The sequence below is a fragment of the Cellulomonas sp. GTC20042 genome (assembly GCF_055389595.1).
Map to the genome: position 1 here is coordinate 3,943,731 of NZ_AP043678.1, position 18,004 is coordinate 3,961,734.

The 18,004-nt window shown below is 75.2% G+C and carries 16 protein-coding genes; 5 read left to right on the forward strand and 11 right to left on the reverse strand.

The genetic code is table 11. The features are described 5' to 3' along the window. The first annotated feature begins 129 nt into the window (after positions 1-129). Positions 130-2,298: a (Fe-S)-binding protein gene (locus ACZ5HG_RS18270; protein ID WP_464178997.1), complete on the forward strand. Its 2,169-nt coding sequence runs from the start codon at positions 130-132 to the stop codon at positions 2,296-2,298. 14 nt (positions 2,299-2,312) lie between these two features. On the opposite strand, the gene ACZ5HG_RS18275 is transcribed toward ACZ5HG_RS18270, so the two are convergent. Genes ACZ5HG_RS18275 through ACZ5HG_RS18290 form a run of 4 tightly spaced genes read right to left on the reverse strand, consistent with a single transcriptional unit; the run spans position 2,313 to position 4,913 of the window. After that, on the reverse strand, positions 2,313-3,140 hold the full coding sequence (locus ACZ5HG_RS18275; protein WP_464179000.1) for a hypothetical protein: 828 nt from the start codon (positions 3,138-3,140) through the stop codon (positions 2,313-2,315). Next, complete coding sequence (locus ACZ5HG_RS18280; protein ID WP_464179002.1) at positions 3,137-4,366, reverse strand: hypothetical protein; 1,230 nt, start codon at positions 4,364-4,366, stop codon at positions 3,137-3,139. Before ACZ5HG_RS18280 ends, ACZ5HG_RS18275 begins: the two co-directional genes overlap by 4 nt. Continuing rightward, complete coding sequence (locus ACZ5HG_RS18285) at positions 4,363-4,653, reverse strand: hypothetical protein (protein WP_464179004.1); 291 nt, start codon at positions 4,651-4,653, stop codon at positions 4,363-4,365. The genes ACZ5HG_RS18280 and ACZ5HG_RS18285 overlap by 4 nt, the downstream gene beginning before the upstream one ends. After that, entirely contained in the window at positions 4,650-4,913 is a 264-nt protein-coding gene (locus ACZ5HG_RS18290) for an SAV_915 family protein (RefSeq protein WP_464179006.1), read from the reverse strand. Before ACZ5HG_RS18290 ends, ACZ5HG_RS18285 begins: the two co-directional genes overlap by 4 nt. A gap of 409 nt (positions 4,914-5,322) precedes the next feature. Between ACZ5HG_RS18290 and ACZ5HG_RS18295 the strand changes: the two genes are divergently transcribed. From ACZ5HG_RS18295 to ACZ5HG_RS18305, 3 genes are all read left to right on the forward strand, one after another. Next, the gene (locus tag ACZ5HG_RS18295; protein WP_464179009.1) at positions 5,323-5,673 is read left to right on the forward strand and encodes a hypothetical protein; all 351 of its coding nucleotides are present in this window, start codon (positions 5,323-5,325) and stop codon (positions 5,671-5,673) included. A gap of 67 nt (positions 5,674-5,740) precedes the next feature. After that, positions 5,741-6,313: an RNA polymerase sigma factor gene (locus tag ACZ5HG_RS18300; RefSeq protein ID WP_464179011.1), complete on the forward strand. Its 573-nt coding sequence runs from the start codon at positions 5,741-5,743 to the stop codon at positions 6,311-6,313. Further along, positions 6,310-7,236: a CU044_5270 family protein gene (locus ACZ5HG_RS18305; protein WP_464179013.1), complete on the forward strand. Its 927-nt coding sequence runs from the start codon at positions 6,310-6,312 to the stop codon at positions 7,234-7,236. Before ACZ5HG_RS18300 ends, ACZ5HG_RS18305 begins: the two co-directional genes overlap by 4 nt. Before the next feature lie 68 nt (positions 7,237-7,304). Here ACZ5HG_RS18305 and ACZ5HG_RS18310 read toward each other — a convergent pair whose 3' ends face one another. Beyond that, the gene (locus ACZ5HG_RS18310) at positions 7,305-8,840 is read right to left on the reverse strand and encodes an MFS transporter (RefSeq protein ID WP_464179015.1); all 1,536 of its coding nucleotides are present in this window, start codon (positions 8,838-8,840) and stop codon (positions 7,305-7,307) included. Positions 8,841-8,922: 82 nt separating this feature from the next. Between ACZ5HG_RS18310 and ACZ5HG_RS18315 the strand changes: the two genes are divergently transcribed. Beyond that, entirely contained in the window at positions 8,923-9,441 is a 519-nt protein-coding gene (locus ACZ5HG_RS18315; RefSeq protein WP_464179017.1) for a TetR/AcrR family transcriptional regulator, read from the forward strand. 55 nt (positions 9,442-9,496) lie between these two features. Here the strand turns inward: ACZ5HG_RS18315 and ACZ5HG_RS18320 are convergent, their stop codons facing one another. From ACZ5HG_RS18320 to ACZ5HG_RS18345, 6 genes are all read right to left on the reverse strand, one after another. Then, positions 9,497-10,075: a hypothetical protein gene (locus tag ACZ5HG_RS18320; protein ID WP_464179020.1), complete on the reverse strand. Its 579-nt coding sequence runs from the start codon at positions 10,073-10,075 to the stop codon at positions 9,497-9,499. After that, entirely contained in the window at positions 10,076-10,393 is a 318-nt protein-coding gene (locus tag ACZ5HG_RS18325; protein WP_464179022.1) for a hypothetical protein, read from the reverse strand. A 336-nt stretch (positions 10,394-10,729) separates the two neighbouring features. Beyond that, the gene (locus tag ACZ5HG_RS18330; RefSeq protein WP_464179024.1) at positions 10,730-11,422 is read right to left on the reverse strand and encodes an ABC transporter ATP-binding protein; all 693 of its coding nucleotides are present in this window, start codon (positions 11,420-11,422) and stop codon (positions 10,730-10,732) included. Next, positions 11,419-12,324, reverse strand: coding sequence for an ABC transporter ATP-binding protein (locus ACZ5HG_RS18335; protein ID WP_464179027.1), 906 nt, complete (start codon positions 12,322-12,324; stop codon positions 11,419-11,421). Before ACZ5HG_RS18335 ends, ACZ5HG_RS18330 begins: the two co-directional genes overlap by 4 nt. Further along, complete coding sequence (locus tag ACZ5HG_RS18340; protein ID WP_464179029.1) at positions 12,321-15,023, reverse strand: FtsX-like permease family protein; 2,703 nt, start codon at positions 15,021-15,023, stop codon at positions 12,321-12,323. Before ACZ5HG_RS18340 ends, ACZ5HG_RS18335 begins: the two co-directional genes overlap by 4 nt. Beyond that, complete coding sequence (locus ACZ5HG_RS18345) at positions 15,020-17,644, reverse strand: thioesterase domain-containing protein (RefSeq protein ID WP_464179032.1); 2,625 nt, start codon at positions 17,642-17,644, stop codon at positions 15,020-15,022. The genes ACZ5HG_RS18340 and ACZ5HG_RS18345 overlap by 4 nt, the downstream gene beginning before the upstream one ends. Positions 17,645-18,004 lie beyond the last annotated feature (360 nt).

The following is an 18,004-nucleotide window of genomic DNA, read 5'->3' on the forward strand; positions in this document are numbered from 1 at the left end:
CACCACGGTCGAGGGATTGCCACGAGTCTATCAAGCGATGTCCACAGCGGGCCGTGACACCGGCCACGTCCCACCCGATCGAGGGGCGGCCCGCACCGGTCCCGCCGCGCGGGCGGCTAGCGTTGAGGAGTGGATGCGCTGCGGGTGACCTGCCTCGTCGTGGTCGCGGTGGCGACCGTGGTCGGCGTCGCCGTCTTCACCCGCGGCGCGCTGCGTCTCACCCGCACGATCCGGATGGGCCGCCCCGCCCCCGGCCGCTCCCGTCCCGTCGTCCGGCGCACCCTGCTCGTGCTGCGGGAGATGGTCGGCCACGGCCGGTTCCAGCACAAGCCGGTGGTGAAGATCGCGCACTGGACGGTGATGGTCTCGTTCCCGATCCTGTTCTTCACGCTGGTCGGCGGCTACGTGCAGGTGGCCGACCCTCGCTTCTCGCTGCCGCTGATCGGGCACCTGGTGCCGTGGGAGTGGATCACCGAGTCGATCGCCTGGCTGTCGCTCGCCGGGATCCTCGCGCTGATCGTGGTGCGCGCCCAGACCACCCCGCGCCGCTCGGCGCCCGAGGGCGAGCGCCGCCGGTCCCGCTTCTTCGGGTCGAGCACCGGGCAGGCCGTCGTCGTCGAGGCGACCGTGCTGCTGGTCGTGCTGGCCGTGCTGCTGCTGCGCGGGCTGGAGCACCAGCTGGCCGTGCGGGACGGGGCCTCGATCGCGACGCTCTGGCACTTCCCGCTCACCGCCTGGATCGGCGGGCTGTGGTCCGGCGCCTCGGTGGCGACGCTGGAGGCCGCGATCACGGTGTGCGCCACGGTCAAGATCGTCGTGTCGATGTCCTGGTTCGTGGTCGTCGGCCTGCAGCCCACCATGGGCATCGCCTGGCACCGGTTCCTCGCCGTGGTCAACGTCTACGCCCAGCGCTCCCCCGACGGCGAGATCGCCCTGGGGCCGTTGCAGCCCGTGCGGGTGGGCGACCGGGACCTCGACGTCGCCGCCCTGGAGGACCTGCCGGACGACGCGCGCCTCGGCGTGAAGGCGGTCGAGGACCTCACCTGGAAGCAGCTGCTCGACGTCACCACCTGCACCGAGTGCGGGCGCTGCCAGGAGCAGTGCCCCGCCTGGGCCACCGGCAAGCCGCTGTCGCCGAAGCTGCTGACCCTCGCGCTGCGCGACCACGCCGCCGCCACCGCGCCGTACCTGACCGCGGGAGCCGCGGGCGGATCGGGCCACGTCGACGTCGACCTGGTCGCCTCCGGGATCATCGACGCCGACGCCCTGTGGGCGTGCACCACCTGCGGCGCCTGCGTGCAGCAGTGCCCGGTCGACATCGAGCACGTCGACACCATCGTGGACATCCGCCGGTACCAGACCCTGATGGAGTCGGCCTTCCCCGCCGAGCTCGGCGGCACCTTCACCAAGCTCGAGCGGCGCGGCAACCCGTGGGGCATGCCTGCCCGCCAGCGCCTCGACTGGGCCAAGGACCTCGACTTCGACGTCCCCGTGCTCGGCGCCGACGTCGAGGACGCCACCGAGGTCGACTACCTGTTCTGGGTCGGCTGCGCCGGCGCCTACGAGGAGCGCGCCAGGCGCACCACCCGGGCCGTCGCCGAGCTGCTGCACACCGCGGGCGTCACCTTCGCCGTCCTCGGCGACGGCGAGGGCTGCACCGGCGACCCCGCGCGCCGCGCCGGCAACGAGGTGCTGTTCCAGATGCTCGCCTCCGCCAACGTCGAGACCCTGAACGCCGTCCGCGCGCAGCGGATCGTCGTCACCTGCGCCCACTGCTTCACCACGATCGGCCGCGAATACCCGCAGCTCGGCGGGCGGTACGACGTCGTGCACCACACCGAGCTGCTCGACCGCCTGGTCGCCGACGGCCGCCTGGTGCCCGCCGAGCCCGAGGCCGCCGAGGACGCCGCCGGCACCGTCACCTACCACGACCCCTGCTACCTCGGCCGGCACAACGAGGTCTACACCCCGCCCCGCGAGCTGCTCGGCGCGATCCCCGGCGTCACCCTGGTCGAGATGCCCCGCACCCGCGAGCGCTCGTTCTGCTGCGGCGCCGGCGGTGCCCGCATGTGGATGGAGGAGTCGATCGGCGAGCGGATCGGCACCGCCCGCGCCCAGGAGGCCATCGGCACCGGCGCCGACGTGATCGCCACCGCCTGCCCGTACTGCACGGTCATGCTCACCGACGGGGTGGCGGCGGCCGCGGCGGAGCCCGGGTTCGCGCGGGAGCGGGTCGGCGTGCCCGAGGTGGCGGACATCGCGGTGCTGCTGCTGGACCGGGTGCGCGCGGGACGCTGATCGGGGGTCGCGCGTCAGCCGGCGACGATCGCGCGGACCAGGTCCGGGCCTGCGCGGGTGCCGAGGATCGACGTCTCGGTGCTCCGCACGAGGTGCACCAGCACCTGCGCCGTCAGCCCGGCGTCGAGCGCCGAGAACGACGTGGGGACGGCGATGTATCCGGGAGCCTCCATGCCCGGGAGCAGCCGCGACCGACCCCGGACCTGCACGCCCGACTCGTGCCGCGACATCAGGTGGACCAGCGGGAAGAGCGCGAAGGTGCCCGGAGCGATCAGCCCCACGTCGGACCACCGCACCCGCCGGGTCTGCCCCCAGCCCTGGACCACCACCTCGTTCTCCGTGAGCCACACCCCCGCCTGCCGCGCCCAGCGGACTCGACGCCTGGCCGCGAGGAAGAACGCGGTGCCGAGCAGAGCCAGCGCGAGCCGCTGGCCGATGGCCAGGTCGCTCCACGCCAGCAACGGCAGCAGGAACAACGACCCGACGTACGCGAGGCCCACCGCCGAGTGCACCGCGAAGGCGGGATGCTCGCGCAGCACCGTCGCAGGGATCCCGTCCAGCGAGGCGGCCTCGATCCGGCCGCGTGGTCCCTGGCCCGACTCTCCGCGAGCACGCAGACGACGTCCTCGGACGGCGAGCACGACGAGCCCGGCGATCCAGCAGCCGAAGACGACCGCACCCATGATCCGCGCCGTCGTCCCGGCGACGACGAGCGCAGCCGCCAACACGCCGAGGGCGACGCACGCGGGGACCTCGCGGCGCCGCCGTCGACGCACCGCGATGTCTAGCTCGGTGTCGGACGGCTCGACCTCCTCGGAGGGGGACGAGGGTTCATCGGTCATCCGAAGATCGACCTCCAGGCGTCCACCGGGGCGCTGATCACGCTCTTCGCGACATCACGCTCGAATTCGAGCCACTGCACCTCGAGGTCCCAGATCGCTGCACCGGTGTCCATCAGGTCGTCCCAGCCGTTCCGGAACGCCTCACCGAGGTCGCCGCCGCTCTCCCACCATCCGTCGATCATGCCCGAGGTGCAGATGCCGATCGCTCCACCGACCGCCGCGCCGACGACACCACCGATGACGTTCCCCGGCCCGGGGACGACCGTGCCGATGACGAAGCCCACGCCCGCGCCGGCAGCAACGGAGGCGGCGAACCCGCCGGCGTTCGACGCCAGCGCCTGACCGGTGGACTCTCCGTCCTGGACGTCCTGGTAGATCGACACCCCCGTCAGCGCGCCGCCGACGACCCATCCGCCCGCCCTTCCCGCGCGTGCGAGGCGCGCTGCGTCCTCGCTCACCCCGGCGGCCTGCGCCTTCGCCGCACCGGCCCGGTCGAGGTCGTCGTAGAACTGCCCGGGGAAGCCCGCCGCACCAGGCGTCTCGGTCCGGCCGACTGCCCGCTGCGCATCCTCGATCAGACGATCCGCACGGCCACGCATCGCCTCGACGGCCCGGTCGAACGTCGTCCCGATGCCCGCCCCGGTGACGAAGTCGAGCGCCGGCACCGGGAGCGTGTGCACCGATGCGGTCACCCGGTCCAGGTCGATCTCCGCCGCGTCCAGGTCCGCTCTGACCGACTGCATGTCAGCCACCGCCCGGTCGAACGCGGAGCACCGGTTCACGGCCAGCGCGCGCGCCGCGATCGCCTGTCGCTGGGCGGCGACCTGGGCAGGGGCGGCGAACGGCGCGACCTGCGGCACGGGCGGGCCCGCCGCGGCCGGCCGCAGCACAGCGGAGGCCGTGATCATCAGCCCGCCTGCCGCGGCGTCCGCCCGGAGGGCACCGACCCGGGACCGGAGGCAGTCGAGGGTGTCCGCGAAGCGATCCAGACCCGCCGCGGCATCGGCCAGCGCGTCGGCGGAGTCGTACGCGGTGGCGAGAACCGACCGCATGCGATCACGGAACGCCGACGCGGCCTCGCCGGACCAGTCGCCGTCGTCCTCGCGCGCACGGGCGACCGCGTGCGCCGTCGCGGCGACGCTGTCACCCGCTCCGTCGCGCAACCAGGAGGCGAGCGCCCGGATCCCCGCGACGTCCGCGTCGAGCGTGGTGTCGAGATCGCTCATCGGGGCGCCATGAGCCCGGTCCCGCGCGATCGGGACCGCTCGTCCACCGCCTCGTAGGCGGCGCGGGTGTCGTCGAGCGCCTCGGAGGCCGACGCGATCGTGCGGGTCAGATGCGCGATCTGCGTCTCGAGATGCTCCGTGATCGTCGCCGCCTGGCGAGCACCCGCACCCGAGGCGGGGACGACGGGAGCGCGCCTGCTCCACGCACCGAGATCAGCCGCTGAGGTCGCGAAACGGGTCGCGATGTCGCTGATCCCCGCGTAGGTGACCTCCAGGTGGGTGCTCATCCGATCACCTCGCGCTGCTCGTCGGGGATCCGGAGGTCCTGGTAGATCACGTCGTACGGGGACTCGCCCTTCACGTGCTCGAGATCAGCGAGCGTGAGCAGCGCCCACGGCACGTCGCCCGCGCCCGCGCGCAACCGGTCGAGAGCCGAGTAGACGAGCAGCGCGATCCGGCCGTCGGCCGTCCGTCGCAGCACCAGCCGCGTCCGTCCCCGCTCGTCCGTCAGGCACGGGACGTAGTAGGCGGGCTGGATCTCGTGCATCGGCAGGCTCCTCGCCGGGCGTCCTCGACGGCTGTCCACATCGACGTTAGCCGCGCGCCGGCCGCGTCCAGGACAAGCCTGCGCTCGCAGTCGCGCGCCCCGAACCCCGCGTCTGCGACGTGGTGGGGCACGCCGGGTGCCGGGATCGAGACCGCCTGCGAAAAGCGCAGGTCAGCGACGGCAGCAGGGTCCCGCGCTGGTAGGACGGTTCCCTGCGTCGTGCAACGGGCACGACGCCTTCGTGAGAGGACCCCATGATCCAGATCCTGACCGCACTCCTCGGCTCCGGCCCCGTCGCGCTCGAGCCGTTCGGGTGCAGCTCCTGGCTGGTGCTCCGCTGACGACGGGTCCGTCGCTCCCGTCGGGCCAGCGGTATGTGCACCGCACCCCGACCCGGCGGGAGCGCGCCGTGGACACCGTCCGCACGATGGTGGCGTGTGCCGCACTGATGGCGCTCGGTGTCGGTGTGGTTCGCCTTCTGCCGGTTCTCGGCGATGCAGCTCCGGGGAGCGGATGGCGTGCTCTGATCCTGCTCCTGACCTACCCGGTGGTGCACGGGCTCGATCTCGCGGCGCACGTCATGACGCCGCACTGGCCGGAGCGTGCCCGGTCGTCGCTGCACGCGGCGCTGACGCTGATCGTGCTGACCGCGGGTCTGCGGCTGTACCTGGCGGACATCACCGGTGCTGCCCTCGCCGCCGGGGTGACGATGCTGACGCTGTGGGCGCTGGTCCGTTCCACGCCGCAGACCCTGCTCTGACGACGCACCACCGCACCCCCGGACCCCGCCTCTGCAACGCTGTGCCCGCACCGGGCATAGGAGGGGCATGGAGCACGCACAGAGCGACGCCGACCTGCTGGCCCGCGCCCGGACCCATCCCGAGATCCTCGGGACCCTGTACGAGAGACATGCCGTCGCGGTCCACCGGTACCTGAGCCGGCGGGTCGGCACGGGGCCGGCGGACGACCTGCTGGGCGACGTGTTCGTCGCGGCGGTGGAGGCGCGCCTGCGGGTGCAGCCGCACCCGAGCGGGTCGGCGCTGCCCTGGCTGTACGGCATCGCCGCCAACGTGGTCCGGTCGTTCCTGCGCCGCCGGGCGGCGGGCCTGCCGTCGGTGGACGTGGGCGAGCGCGCCGACGACATCGACTGGGACGCCGTGGACGACCGGGTCGACGCGGTGGCTCGTCGCGGGGAGTTGCGCGCCGCCCTCGGGTCGCTGAGCGCGGAGGACCGGCAGATGGTCCTGCTCGTCGCCTGGGACGGGCTCACCCCCACCGAGGCCGCCGAGGTGCTGGGCATCAGCGCCGTCGCGGCCCGTAGCCGCCTGCACCGTGCGCGGAGCCGCGCGCAGGCCGCACTCGCCTCACTCGCACCGACCGGGCAGGAGATCCCCCGATGAGCCTCGACATGCTGCTGACCGACACCGCCCGCACCACCGACCCGGACCCCCGCGTGCTGGACGCCGGACGCCGGCTGCTCGACGAGCGGGTGGGCTCCGCGCAGACCGTGGTGCTGCTGCACCGCAGGCGTGCCCGCCGGCGCCGGGTGGGCCTGTCGCTGGTGGGCGCGGCGGCGACGGTGGCGCTGGCCGTGACGCTGGTGCCGTGGTCGGGCACCCCCTCGGCGCAGGCCGCGGAGGTGCTGGTGGACGCCGGGGTGGCCGCGGGCGCGCAGCCGGACACGACGACGGGGACGGCACCGTACTGGCACAGCGTCTCGCTGTACGCGCAGGAGGGCGGTGGGCTGGACGGCACCGAGCACCGACGCGAGTCGTGGGCGGCGCGGACCGCTCCCGGCCTGATCCTGGACGAGGGCGTCTCGGCGGACCCGGTCGGGGTCGGCGCGGCGCTGTTCTCGCTCGGCGACTCCACCGTGGACTGGGCGGGCCTGGACGCGCTGCCCACCGATCCGACGGCGCTGCGCGAGCGGCTGCTCGCCACGCCGTCGGACACCTCGCGTACCGAGGACGACGTGCTGTTCGGCACCGTGACCGACCTGCTGGTGGAGAGCCCGGCGTCGCCCGCGCTGCGCCAGGCGCTGTGGCAGGTCGCGTCGCAGATCGAGGACGTGCGGCTGGTCGGCGAGGTCACCGACGCCACCGGGCGGCCGGGCACGGCGATCGAGCAGCGGATCACCTACCCGGGCGGCGAGGTCGAGACCCGGCGGCTGGTGGTGGACACCACGGACGGCACGCTGCTGGAGCGGGAGATCGTGACCGACGACGTCACGTACCGCTCGACGTTCCTCGAGCAGGGGCCGGCGGACGTGCTGCCGGTGCAGCCGCAGCTGCTGCCGGGCTGCACTTCGTGGGACCGCTGCTGATCGTGCGCACGACGACGCCCGGGGCCGGCACGATGCCGGTCCCGGGCGTCACGGCCGCAGCGTCCGCGTCAGAGCGCCGTCGCGCGCCGCAGGGTGACGAAGGAGACCACCGCGGCGCCGATCGCGACCACCACGCCCACGGCGGCGGCGTGCTGCATGCCGGCGTCGAAGGCGAGCCGCGCGGACTCGAGCAGGGCGTCACCGCCGACGTCCACGGCCCCGCCGAGTGTCTCCCCCGCCGCGTGCGCCTGGTCGGCGGTCAGGCCGTCGGGCAGCACCACGCGGGCGCGGTAGGTCGCGTTGAGCACGCTGCCGAGCAGGGCGACGCCGATCGTGGTGCCGAGCTCGTAGGCGGTCTCGGAGATCGCCGAGGCGGCACCGGCCTTCTCCGGCGGGACGGCGGTGGTGATCTGGTCGTTGGTCAGGGTCTCGGCCAGGCCGGAGCCGACGGACATCACCGCGAACGCCACGGCGATCCCGGCGGCGGTGGGCACGTCGCCGACGAAGGCGGCCAGCGCGTACCCGGCGGCGGACAGCAGGAAGCTGGTGCCGATCAGGATGCCGGGCCGGACGAACCGCACCAGGCGCACCGCCAGCAGCCCGGCGAGCACCGAGGCGACCAGCCCCGGCAGCAGGATCAGGCCGGCGTCCATCGGGCTCAGCCCGGCGACGAGCTGGAGGAACTGCGACACGATCACCAGCAGGCCGGAGAAGCCGAGCACCGACAGCAGGTTGGCGCTCACCGCGCCGGAGAACGTGGCGCGGCGGAACAGCGCGACGTCGAGCATCGGGACGGCGAGGCGGCGCTGCCGGCGCACGAACGCCCAGCCCGCCACCAGGCCGACCAGCACCCCGGCGAGCGTCGTCGGCGTGATCCCGTGCTCGCCGATCGAGATGATCGCGTGCACCAGCGGCAGCATCGTGGCCAGGGACAGCACGATGCTCGGCACGTCGACCGGGCCGGGCGCCGGGTCCTTCGACTCGGGGACGAGCAGCAGGGCGAGCGGCAGCAGCAGGAGCAGCACCGGCACGTTGAGCAGGAACACCGACCCCCACCAGAAGTGGGTGAGCAGGATCCCGCCGACGATCGGGCCCAGCGCGGCACCGCCGGCGAAGGCGGACGCCCAGATCGCGATGGCGAGGCGGCGCTGCGCGCGGTCGAGGAAGACGTTGCGGATCAGCGAGAGCGTGGACGGCATGAGCGTCGCGCCGAAGAACCCGAGCAGGGCGCGGGCGGCGATCAGCATGCTCGGCGTGGTGGCCCAGGCGGCGAGCAGCGAGACGGCGGCGAAGCCGGTGGCGCCGATCAGCAGCAGCCGGCGGCGGCCGAGGCGGTCGCCCAGGGCACCCATGGGGACGAGCAGGCCGGCCAGCACCAGCGGGTAGGCGTCGACGATCCACAGCAGCTGCGAGCCGGTGGGGCCGAGCGCTGTGCTCACCGCGGGCAGCGCGAAGCTGAGCACGGTGTTGTCCACCGAGATCAGCAGCACCGGCAGCATCAGGACGGCGAGCACCGCCCACGGGCGGACCGGTCGGCCGCGGAGCAGCAGCGGGGCGGTGGGGGCGGGACGGACGGCGCGCGGCTGCGCGTCGAGGGACGACATGGCGGGACCTCGTTCGACGGGATGATCGACGGCTACTGTACCGTCTGGACGGTATAGCGCCGACGCCGGTACGGTCATTCCCATGTCCGAGACCCGAGACCGGATCCTCGACGCCTTCGAGGGTCTGCTGATCGCGCACGGGCCCCGCGCCGCCACCCTCGACGCCGTGGCGGCCGCCGCCGAGGTGTCCAAGGGCGGGCTGCTCTACCACTTCCCGAGCAAGGCGGCGCTGGTCGAGGGCCAGCGGGCACGGCTGGCCGCCTACGGGGTCGCGGACGTCGCCGCGATGCGCTCGGCGCCCGAGGGGGCCAGCGAGTTCTACCTGAAGGGCTCGGAGAACTCCGGCGGCCCGCTGGACCGCGCCCTGGTGGCGGCGGCACGCCTGTCGGACGAGAGCGAGGCGGCCTCGGCGGTGCTCGACGAGCTGCGCGCCGGCTGGTACGCGGCGCTGCTGGAGGAGCTGGGCGACCCGGCGCTCGCGCACGTGGTGCAGCTGGTCGGCGACGGGATGTACTACAACGCGGTCACCGGGGTCGAGGACCCGACGGCGCTGGACGACGCGCGGACGGTGCTGGCGCGGCTGCGGACCGTGCGGGACTGAGCCGGGCCGGTCGGCGCGGGATCGGCCCCGGGACACGTGCCGGCAGGCCCGCCGGTCAGTGCACCGCCAGTCCGAGCGGATCCCGCAGGCACGCGGTAGCCACGGGTGTCCCCCACCCGGGCACCGTCTCGGTGTCGAAGGCGGCCTCGAGATCGGCCGCCGTGAAACCCGGTTCGGCCAGACCCTCCGCGACCATGCAGCTCGCGGCGAGCACCATCGGGTCCTCGTTCCGCGGGTTGAGCCGGATCTGGTCGTGGAGCGCCACGACGCCGCCGTCGGCGAACGCGCAGACGTTCATCACGCCGAGCTCGTCGTCGCCTCCGTCCAGGCTCGTCACGGTCTCGTAGCCGTACACGTCGTACTCGACCGCGTAGCCGAGGTTCGCGTAGCACGCGTCGATCAGCGCCCGACCCTCCTGCACCTCGGCATCGGTCAGCCTGCTGTCGGCGAAGGCGGCGTGACCGAACTCCACGTCGGTGAGCGCGTCGTACTCGGCGAAGACGGTTGCCCAGGGGCCGACGAACTCTCCCGGCGGGGTTCTCGCGTCGTCCGCGGGCGTGCAGCCGACCAGGAGCCCCAGCGCGCCGAGGATGGCGAGGACGCCTCGACCCCCGAGGCTCCGACGGTGGCGCACTCAGCCCCACTTCATCGTCGGGAACGCGTGGCACACGCCGCTGGTGTTCTTCGACCAGTTGCCCTTGGTCGCCCATGCTCCCTGTCGGGTGCCCCCGGCGCTCGCGACGCCTGGCTGGCTGTTCGCCCGACTGAGCGACGCGTACGCGCCCCGGGCGCAGCTGACGTTCTTGACCTTGGTCGAGGTCAGGTCGCTGTACCGGCACGAGACGACCGCGTTCGCCTCGGGTGCCGCACCGGCCTGAGCGGCTCCGACACCTCCAGCCGGCATCACGGCGACTGCGACGCGGACGAAGACAGCGGATCGGGTGGAATTCATCGTTGAGCTCCTCACACTGGTCGCTGCGTGCCCCGGGTCCGAGGGTGGGCCCGGGCCGGTCGATCAGCCCCGGGCGGGGCGCCCTGTCCGGACCAGCGCCACGACGCCGACGACGGCGAGGCCGAGCGAGAGCACCAGGAGCACGGTCAGGACGGACATGGGGGCCTCCGAGGGACGGGGCCGACGGCGCGCTGATCGCGTGCGTCGGCCGGTCCATCAGAAGCCGCCCGGGCGGTACCTAGACGCCCGCACCCGTGGATCTGTGGGGTGCGCACCGTGGAAATGCGTAGTCGATGCCCGCACTTCGTGAGATCTAGGTAGTCGCGCCCTAGGTACTCAGTGAGTAGGCGCGGGCTCCGCGACCAGCGTGCCGGAGTGCATCTGGAGCACCCGGTCGGCGCGGGCGGCGATCAGCGGGTCGTGCGTGGTGACGACGGCGGCCACGCCGCGCTCGTGCACCAGCGCCGCCAGCAGCTCGAGCATGGCCATCGCGTTCTCGCTGTCGAGCTGGCCGGTGGGCTCGTCCGCGAGCAGCACCGCGGGCTCGGCGACCAGCGCGCGGGCGATGGCGACGCGCTGCTGCTGCCCGCCGGACAGCTCGCCGGGACGCTGCCGGGCGTGCTGGGTCAGCCCGACGGCGGCCAGCGCGGTCGCGACGCGCTCGTCGCGCTCCGCCGGGTCCACCCGCAGCAGGCGCAGCGGCACCTCGACGTTCTCGGCCGCCGACAGCACCGGCACCAGCCCGAAGGACTGGAACACGTAGGCGATCCGCTCGCGCCGCAGCCGGAGCAGGGCGTCCTCGTCCAGACCGGTGAGCTCCAGGTCGCCCAGGTGCACGGTGCCGGCGGTGGGTCGCTCCAGGCCGCCGAGGGCGTGCAGCAGCGTCGACTTGCCGGAGCCGGACCGGCCGCGCACGACGACCAGCTCGCCGGGGCGGACCTCCAGGTCGATCCCGCGCAGCGCGCGCACGGCGGTGGCCCCGGAGCCGTAGGTGTGCGCGAGCCCGGCGGCCCGCAGGGTGTCGGTCATGCCGGGTCCTCCTCGGTCGGCGTCGCGGCGCGGTCGGAGCCCGGCCACACGCTCACGTGGTCCGGCTCCAGCCCGAGGCGCACCCGGTCGCGCAGGTCGAGGCGCTCCACGAACTCGCGGGGCAGCTGCAGCCGTCCCACACGGTCGATCACGGCGAACTCCTCGGCCAGCAGGTGCTCGCGGCCGTGCTCGTCCACGGCGGTGCGGCGCAGGGTCTCGGTGGAGGTGCGGCCGTCACGGATCTGCACGGTGCGCCGCACGTGCTCGGAGACCAGCGGGTCGTGCGTGACGATCAGGGTGGTGACGCCCAGGGTCTCGTTGACGTGGCGCATGGCCTCCAGCACGTCGGAGGAGGTCGCCTCGTCCAGCTCGCCGGTGGGCTCGTCGGCCAGCAGCACCCGGGGGCCGCCGGCGACGGCGGTGGCGATGGCGACGCGCTGCTGCTCGCCGCCGGACATCTGCCGGGGCAGGCGGTCGGCGCAGTCGGCGACGCCCATGACGTCCAGCAGCTCGCGGGCGCGGGCGGTGCGCCCGGCGCGGGCGGGCCGGCCGGCGACGACCATCGGCAGGGCGACGTTCTCCTCGGCGGTCAGGTACGGCAGCAGGTTGCGCCCGGTCTGCTGCCAGACGAAGCCGACGACGTCCCGCCGGTAGACCCGCCGCTCGCGCGGGCTCATGGTGAGCAGGTCGGACCCGGCCACCCGCGCGGAGCCGGCCGTCGGACGGTCCAGCCCGGACAGGATGGTCAGCAGCGTGGACTTGCCGGAGCCGGACGCACCGACCACCGCCACCAGGTCGCCCTGCTCGACGCGCAGGCTGAGCCCCTGCAGCGCCTGCACCTCCACCCCCTCGGTGGTGAAGATGCGCACCAGGTCCTCGCACCAGATGTCGGGCTCGCTCATGCTCCCTCTCCCTCCCGCAGCACACCGGTCGGATCGACCCGCCGGGCGGCCCGCACCGCGAGCGCCACCCCGGCGAGCACCACCAGCAGACCCACCACCAGCATCCCCGCTGCGAGCGCCGGGTCCAGGGTGACGGCCGGGTCGGCCGCCGCCCCCGTGAACAACCGCAGATCCGTGGCGCCGAGCACCAGCGCCGGCAGCGCCGACCCGGCGAGCAGCCCGCCGACGCCCGCGGCGAGCAGCGGGGCGGCGGCCTCGCCGAGCACCAGCAGACGCCGCACGCCCCGGGGCGCACCGAGCGTGACCAGCAGCGCCGTCATCCGTCCGCGCGCCGGGGCGCCGGCGAGCAGCAGCAGGCCGAGCACCGCGGCGCACAGCAGCACGCTCAGCCCGGCGACCGCGACGACCAGCGTGCGCATCCCGGCGACCAGCGTGGCCTCGGTGACCTCCGCCTGCTCCGCGACGAGGGTGGTGGCCCGCACCCCGGAGACGACGTCCTCCAGGGCGTCGGCGACGGACGCGGCGTCGGCACCGGGGGTGAGCCGGACCAGCAGGCGGTCGACGTCGGGGGTGAGCCCGCTCGCCCGCTGCCAGGCGTCCCGGTCCACCAGGATCCACGACTGGCCGGTGGCGACGCCGGGCACCCGGTCCAGCGCGGCGACGGGGTCCAGCGGGACCTCGGTCAGGTCCGCGCCGACCTTGGCGACCAGCGGCAGGTCGAGATCGAGGTCCAACCCGTCGGACACCACGACGGCGGGCTCGCCGTCATCGCCCGCGAGCGCGTCCGGCAGCGCGGCGACGCCGTCCAGGCCGTCCTGGACCTCGCGCAGCGCGGCCGCGTCGACCACCACCACCTCGGCGCCGTCGCTGGTGCGCCCGGAGGCGTAGGCGCGACGTCCGCCGTCACCGACCGCCGCGACGGCAGCGACCCCGTCGACCTGCCGGGCGGCGTCGATCTCCTCGTCGGTGATCCCGACGCCGGCCGTGGTGGAGGCGGCGACCCGGTCCAGGCTGAGATCCGCACCGATCGCGCGTACCGCCCCCTGCACGGCGGCGTCGTGCAGGGTGGAGATCGTCGCGCCGGACAGGATCACGCTGGCCACGCCCATCACCAGCGCGACCACCGGCACCATGCCGGCGGCCGGCGCCCGCGCGGCCTGCGCCACGCCGAGGAACACGCCGAGCCCGCGCCGGCGCCGGGCGGCGAGCACGGCCGCGCGCAGCGGCCACGGGTAGGCCCGGAGCACCAGCACGCCGACGGCCAGTCCGAGCAGCACCGGCAGGGCGACCACCAGCGGGTCGCCGACGGATCCGGTGGTGCCGCGCCGGGCCAGGGTCACCACGGACAGCGCGGCGGCGGCGAGAACCAGCACCTCGACCACCCAGCGCCAGGGGCCGAGCACGCTGCGGGCCTCCCGGCGCCCCGCCGGGGCGGTGCCACCGGGGGCGAGCGCGAGCAGCAGCGCGGGCAGCAGCGTCGCGGCGACCGGCAGCAGCAGGTCGCCCGGGTCCACCCGCCCGGGGACCAGCAGCACGCCGAGCACGGTGCCCAGCACGCCGGCGGGCAGCGCGGACGCCAGACCCTGCACGGCGAGCAGACCGCGCACCCGCACCTCCGAGGCGCCACGCGCCCGCAGCAGCACCAGCGCGGAGCGGCGGCGGGCGACGGCCATGCCGGCGGCCAGCCACAGCACGCCCACGGCGGTCCCGGCCGCACCGACGGCGAGCACGCCGCCGACGGTGCCGATCGTGGACTCGCGGGTGGCGGTGTCGCGCACGATGTCGGTGGTGCCGCTGCGCGCGCCGTCCAGGGTGCGCATCCGCTCCAGGTCGGCGGCCAGCGCAGCGCGATCCGCCCGGCCCACCGCCGCGGCGTCCACCGGGAACCAGAGGCGGAGCTGCACGCCCATCGGCGCGGCCAGCGCGGGCAGCGTGCCGAGGTCGGCGTAGGCGACGCCGTGCACGGTCCAGCCCCGGTTGTCGTCGGTCTCGACCCACGGCTGCAGGGTGGACGGCAGGTGGCCCCAGTAGCCGTCCTGCGCGTCGACGCCCTCGAAGGTGCCGACCAGCACGAAGTCCGCCTCCAGCGAGGCCTCCCGCGCCGAGCGGCTCTCGCCGATCTGCCAGCCCATCTCCTCGGCGGTGTCGACCGAGAGCATGATCTCGATGGTGGCCGGCATCGCGATCGACCGGTCCGGCGCGAGCAGCTCCTCCCGGTCCACCGGCGCCGGCGCCCGGCCCTCGACCACTCGCACGCGGTCGTCGATGTCGGCGGCGACCAGCACGGTCAGGCCCATGGCGGTGATGTCCGGCCGGCGCTCACCGGTGGGCACCGGCAGCTCGGAGCGGATCGCGACCTGCTGGCCCGCACCCATCACCCCGCGCAGCGTCGGACCGGCGATCTCGGTCCGCGACGTCTCCAACGTCTCCGCATAGAAGTCCCAGGCGGACGGGCCGTCCTCCTGGAGGGCGTCGGGAAACCAGGTGAAGTCCCGCGGGTAGGTCACGTCGCGCGCGACGTCGCTCTGCGCGGCCACCCGGTCGGTCAGGTCGTCGCCGACCATCCGGTCCACCGCGCGCGGCCAGATCGTCAGCGCCACGGTCACCAGCAGCGTCGTCAGCGCGATCACCAGCAGGCTGCCGCGCTCGGAGCGGAGCTGGCGACGCAGCAGCAGACCCCAGCCGACGCGCGCGCTCACTGCTCCGCCTCCTGCCGCACCCGGGCCGTCGCCGCCTCGCGCCGCACCCGCCGCGCCGCGTCCAGCACCACGAGCGTGAGCAGCACGGCGGTGCCGCCGAGCAGCAGCACGATCCCGACCGGGTGCACCGCCAACGGTCCGGCCACGCTCACCCCGTCCACCGACCCGGCCGTGGCGCGCACCAGTGTGCGGGCACCGACCACGGCGACCAGCACCCCGCCGAGGACACCCGTGACCGCGGCGACCAGCAGCGTGCGCCGCAGCTCCGCGGCGCGCAGCCGGGCCTGCTCGCCTGCGCCGACGCCGAGCCCGCGCAGCACCCCGGCCTCGCCCTCGCGCTCGCGCCCGAGGGCCCGTGCCGCGGCGGCCGTCCCACCGACGGCCAGCACGAGCGTGCTCACCGCGACGATCCAGAACACCACGACGGCGGGTGCGGACAGCGGCGCGGGCACCGGCTCGGCGGTGGTGACCTCGGCGTCCGTGCCGCCCTCGGCCAGCGCACGGGCGACCGCCCGACCGGCCTGCGCGCGGTCACCGGTGGTGCTCGCCCAGATCTCGGCCGGGCCGATCGCGGCGGCGGTGGTCTCGTCCACCCGGGACAGGTCGACCAGCAGGGCAGAGGGATCGGCGGCTCCGGGCACCACCGGCACGCTCCCGGCGATCGTCACCCGCAGGTCCTGCCCGCCGGTGCGCAGCGTGGCCTCGTCGCCGACCACCAGGCCGGCGTCGGCGAGCAGCCGCTCGGTGGCCAGCGCGGGCAGGCGGCCGGAGCTCGCCTCGTCGCCGATCACCGCGGGCGCGTCGGCGCTCTGCCCCGCGGGGACGAGCAGCAGGTCGGCGAGGCCGTCGGCGGGCAGCGCGACCAGCGTGCCGTCGGTGCCGCCGAGGGCGAGAGTGCCGGTGCGGCCGATCACGGCCTGCCGGACGCCGGGCGCCCCCGCCACGAGCGTCAGCGGGTCGGCCGTCCCGGTGCCGAGGTCCACCCGCAGGTCCGCGCCGACCACGGCCTCCCGGGTGGCGGCGACCTGCGCCTGCCAGGACCCGGCGTACCCGGCGACCAGCACGGAGGTGCCGACGGTGAGCGCGCACAGCACGGCGGTCGCGGCGAAGGCCGCCGGTCGACGCACGATCTGCCGGGTGACCAGCGCGGCCCCCAGCCCGGGCCGGCGCGCGGCACGGGACTCCCCGGCGCGGACCACCGGGCCGAGCAGCACGGCCGCGAGCAGCGCGACCAGCACCAGCGCCAGCGGCACCGCGAGCACGGCCAGCAGGTCCGTCGTGGAGCGGCCGTCGGCACCGGTGACCACCGGGGAGCCGAGGTCGCGCAGCCGCCACACCGCCACCGCTGTGACCGCGACGACCAGCACCAGACCGCCGAGCACCCCCGACCGGCGCAGGTCCGGCCGGCCCACCCGCAGCGCACGGTTCGCGCGGAGCGCCGCCAGGGCCGTGAGCAGCAGCGTGCCGCCGAGGGCGGTCGCCAGCACGCAGCCGAGCAGCGTCGACCACGGGACGACGCCGACCACCCGCAGCCCCGCACCGGCGAGCGCCCCGCCGACCACGGCACCGGCGCCGAGCACCACCAGCCCCTCGACCGCGGACCACCGGGCCAGCCGCGCGGTGGTCAGACCGCGCGAGCGCAGCAGCACCGTCTCCGGACCGCGCACCTCGACCAGCAGCCGGGCGAGCTGGGCCAGCACCACCAGCCCGACCAGCACCGCGAGCGCGGCGGCCGCCGCCGAGACCCCGCGCACCGCCGCCAGCACGCCGTCCACCCGCGCGGCCGTCGCGGCGAGGTCGCCGGACACCTCCACGCCCTGCCGGTCCACCGCGTCGTCGTCCAGCAGCCGACGACCCAGACCGTCCAGCCCGGCGCGCAGCCCCGCCAGGTCTCCGGGAGTCATGCGCTCCGGGTCGGGCACCAGCGTCCAGCGGACCAGCACCAGGCCGGGCACCGCGGCGAGCTCGTCGGTGGGCAGGATCAGCGGGCCGGCGACGGTGCCGTCGGTCCCGGCGGCGACCAGCGGATCGGCGAACCAGCGCGGGTCGTCGGCGTCCGTGGCCCGCCACAGCGCGGCCACCTGCACGGTCAGCGGCTCCGCCCGGCTGTCGTCCGAGGTCAGCACCAGCCGGTCGCCGACCGCGAGGCCCAGCACGTCCGCGGCGTCGGCCTGCACCGCCACCGGGACGCCGTCCGCGGTCGACCCCGTCGCCGGCCAGGTGCCGTCGGTGATCTCGGCGTGCTCGGCCAGGGTGTCGTCCGCACCGACCTGCACCGCACCGACGGTCCCCCCGTCGTCGGGGGCCGTCGCGGCCAGCGTCAGCGAGCGCGCGCTGTGCAGCACCGCCACCGGCAGCGCTCCCACGGAGTCGCCGATCACCTCGGCGGCGGCGTCCTGCTGCGCCTGCGGGTCCTCGGAGAGACGGGTGTGCACCTGCACGGCCGCGGAGCGCGGTCCGGCGTCCCGCAGCGCGGCGGTCACCCCGTCCTGCGCCGCCAGGCCCGCGTAGCCGAGCGCCACCACCAGCGTGGCGGTGACCAGGGCCGCGAGCAGGGCCACCAGCGCGAGGAGCCCGGTCTGGGAGCGCGCACGGCGCAGCACCAGCCGGCTCGATCTCACGCGCCCCGTCCCCCTGCCCCGTCGACCCGCCTCACCTGCGACCTGGGCAGCCTGCCAGCCCGGTCGCCGTCAGGGAAGGGACCTCCGGGTGGTTGACCTGCGCCGTCGTGCTCGGTACCCGCGCCCGCACGACGCGCCGGGCACAGGTCGGGGCCGGCACGGACGTCCCGTGCCGGCCCCGTACCCGCTGCTCAGATGCGGACCCGCCGTGGGTTGCTCACGGTGGTCCAGGTGACGGCCTCGCGGTCCGTCTCGGTCGACTCCTGGTCGTAGGTACCCATCTCCATGACTCGCCCCCCATCGATCGTTCCGGACAGCCAGTCTGTGCAGTTCCCCCGATCGGCGCACCCCCGGCGGGTG

Coding starts and splice junctions, on each gene's coding strand:
- ACZ5HG_RS18275 (WP_464179000.1), bottom strand. CDS start 3,140: ATGACCGATGAACCCTCGTCCCCCTCCGAGGAGGTCGAGCCGTCCGAC.
- ACZ5HG_RS18280 (WP_464179002.1), bottom strand. CDS start 4,366: ATGAGCGATCTCGACACCACGCTCGACGCGGACGTCGCGGGGATCCGG.
- ACZ5HG_RS18285 (WP_464179004.1), bottom strand. CDS start 4,653: ATGAGCACCCACCTGGAGGTCACCTACGCGGGGATCAGCGACATCGCG.
- ACZ5HG_RS18290 (WP_464179006.1), bottom strand. CDS start 4,913: ATGCACGAGATCCAGCCCGCCTACTACGTCCCGTGCCTGACGGACGAG.
- ACZ5HG_RS18300 (WP_464179011.1), top strand. CDS start 5,741: ATGGAGCACGCACAGAGCGACGCCGACCTGCTGGCCCGCGCCCGGACC.
- ACZ5HG_RS18305 (WP_464179013.1), top strand. CDS start 6,310: ATGAGCCTCGACATGCTGCTGACCGACACCGCCCGCACCACCGACCCG.
- ACZ5HG_RS18310 (WP_464179015.1), bottom strand. CDS start 8,840: ATGTCGTCCCTCGACGCGCAGCCGCGCGCCGTCCGTCCCGCCCCCACC.
- ACZ5HG_RS18315 (WP_464179017.1), top strand. CDS start 8,923: ATGTCCGAGACCCGAGACCGGATCCTCGACGCCTTCGAGGGTCTGCTG.
- ACZ5HG_RS18325 (WP_464179022.1), bottom strand. CDS start 10,393: ATGAATTCCACCCGATCCGCTGTCTTCGTCCGCGTCGCAGTCGCCGTG.
- ACZ5HG_RS18330 (WP_464179024.1), bottom strand. CDS start 11,422: ATGACCGACACCCTGCGGGCCGCCGGGCTCGCGCACACCTACGGCTCC.
- ACZ5HG_RS18335 (WP_464179027.1), bottom strand. CDS start 12,324: ATGAGCGAGCCCGACATCTGGTGCGAGGACCTGGTGCGCATCTTCACC.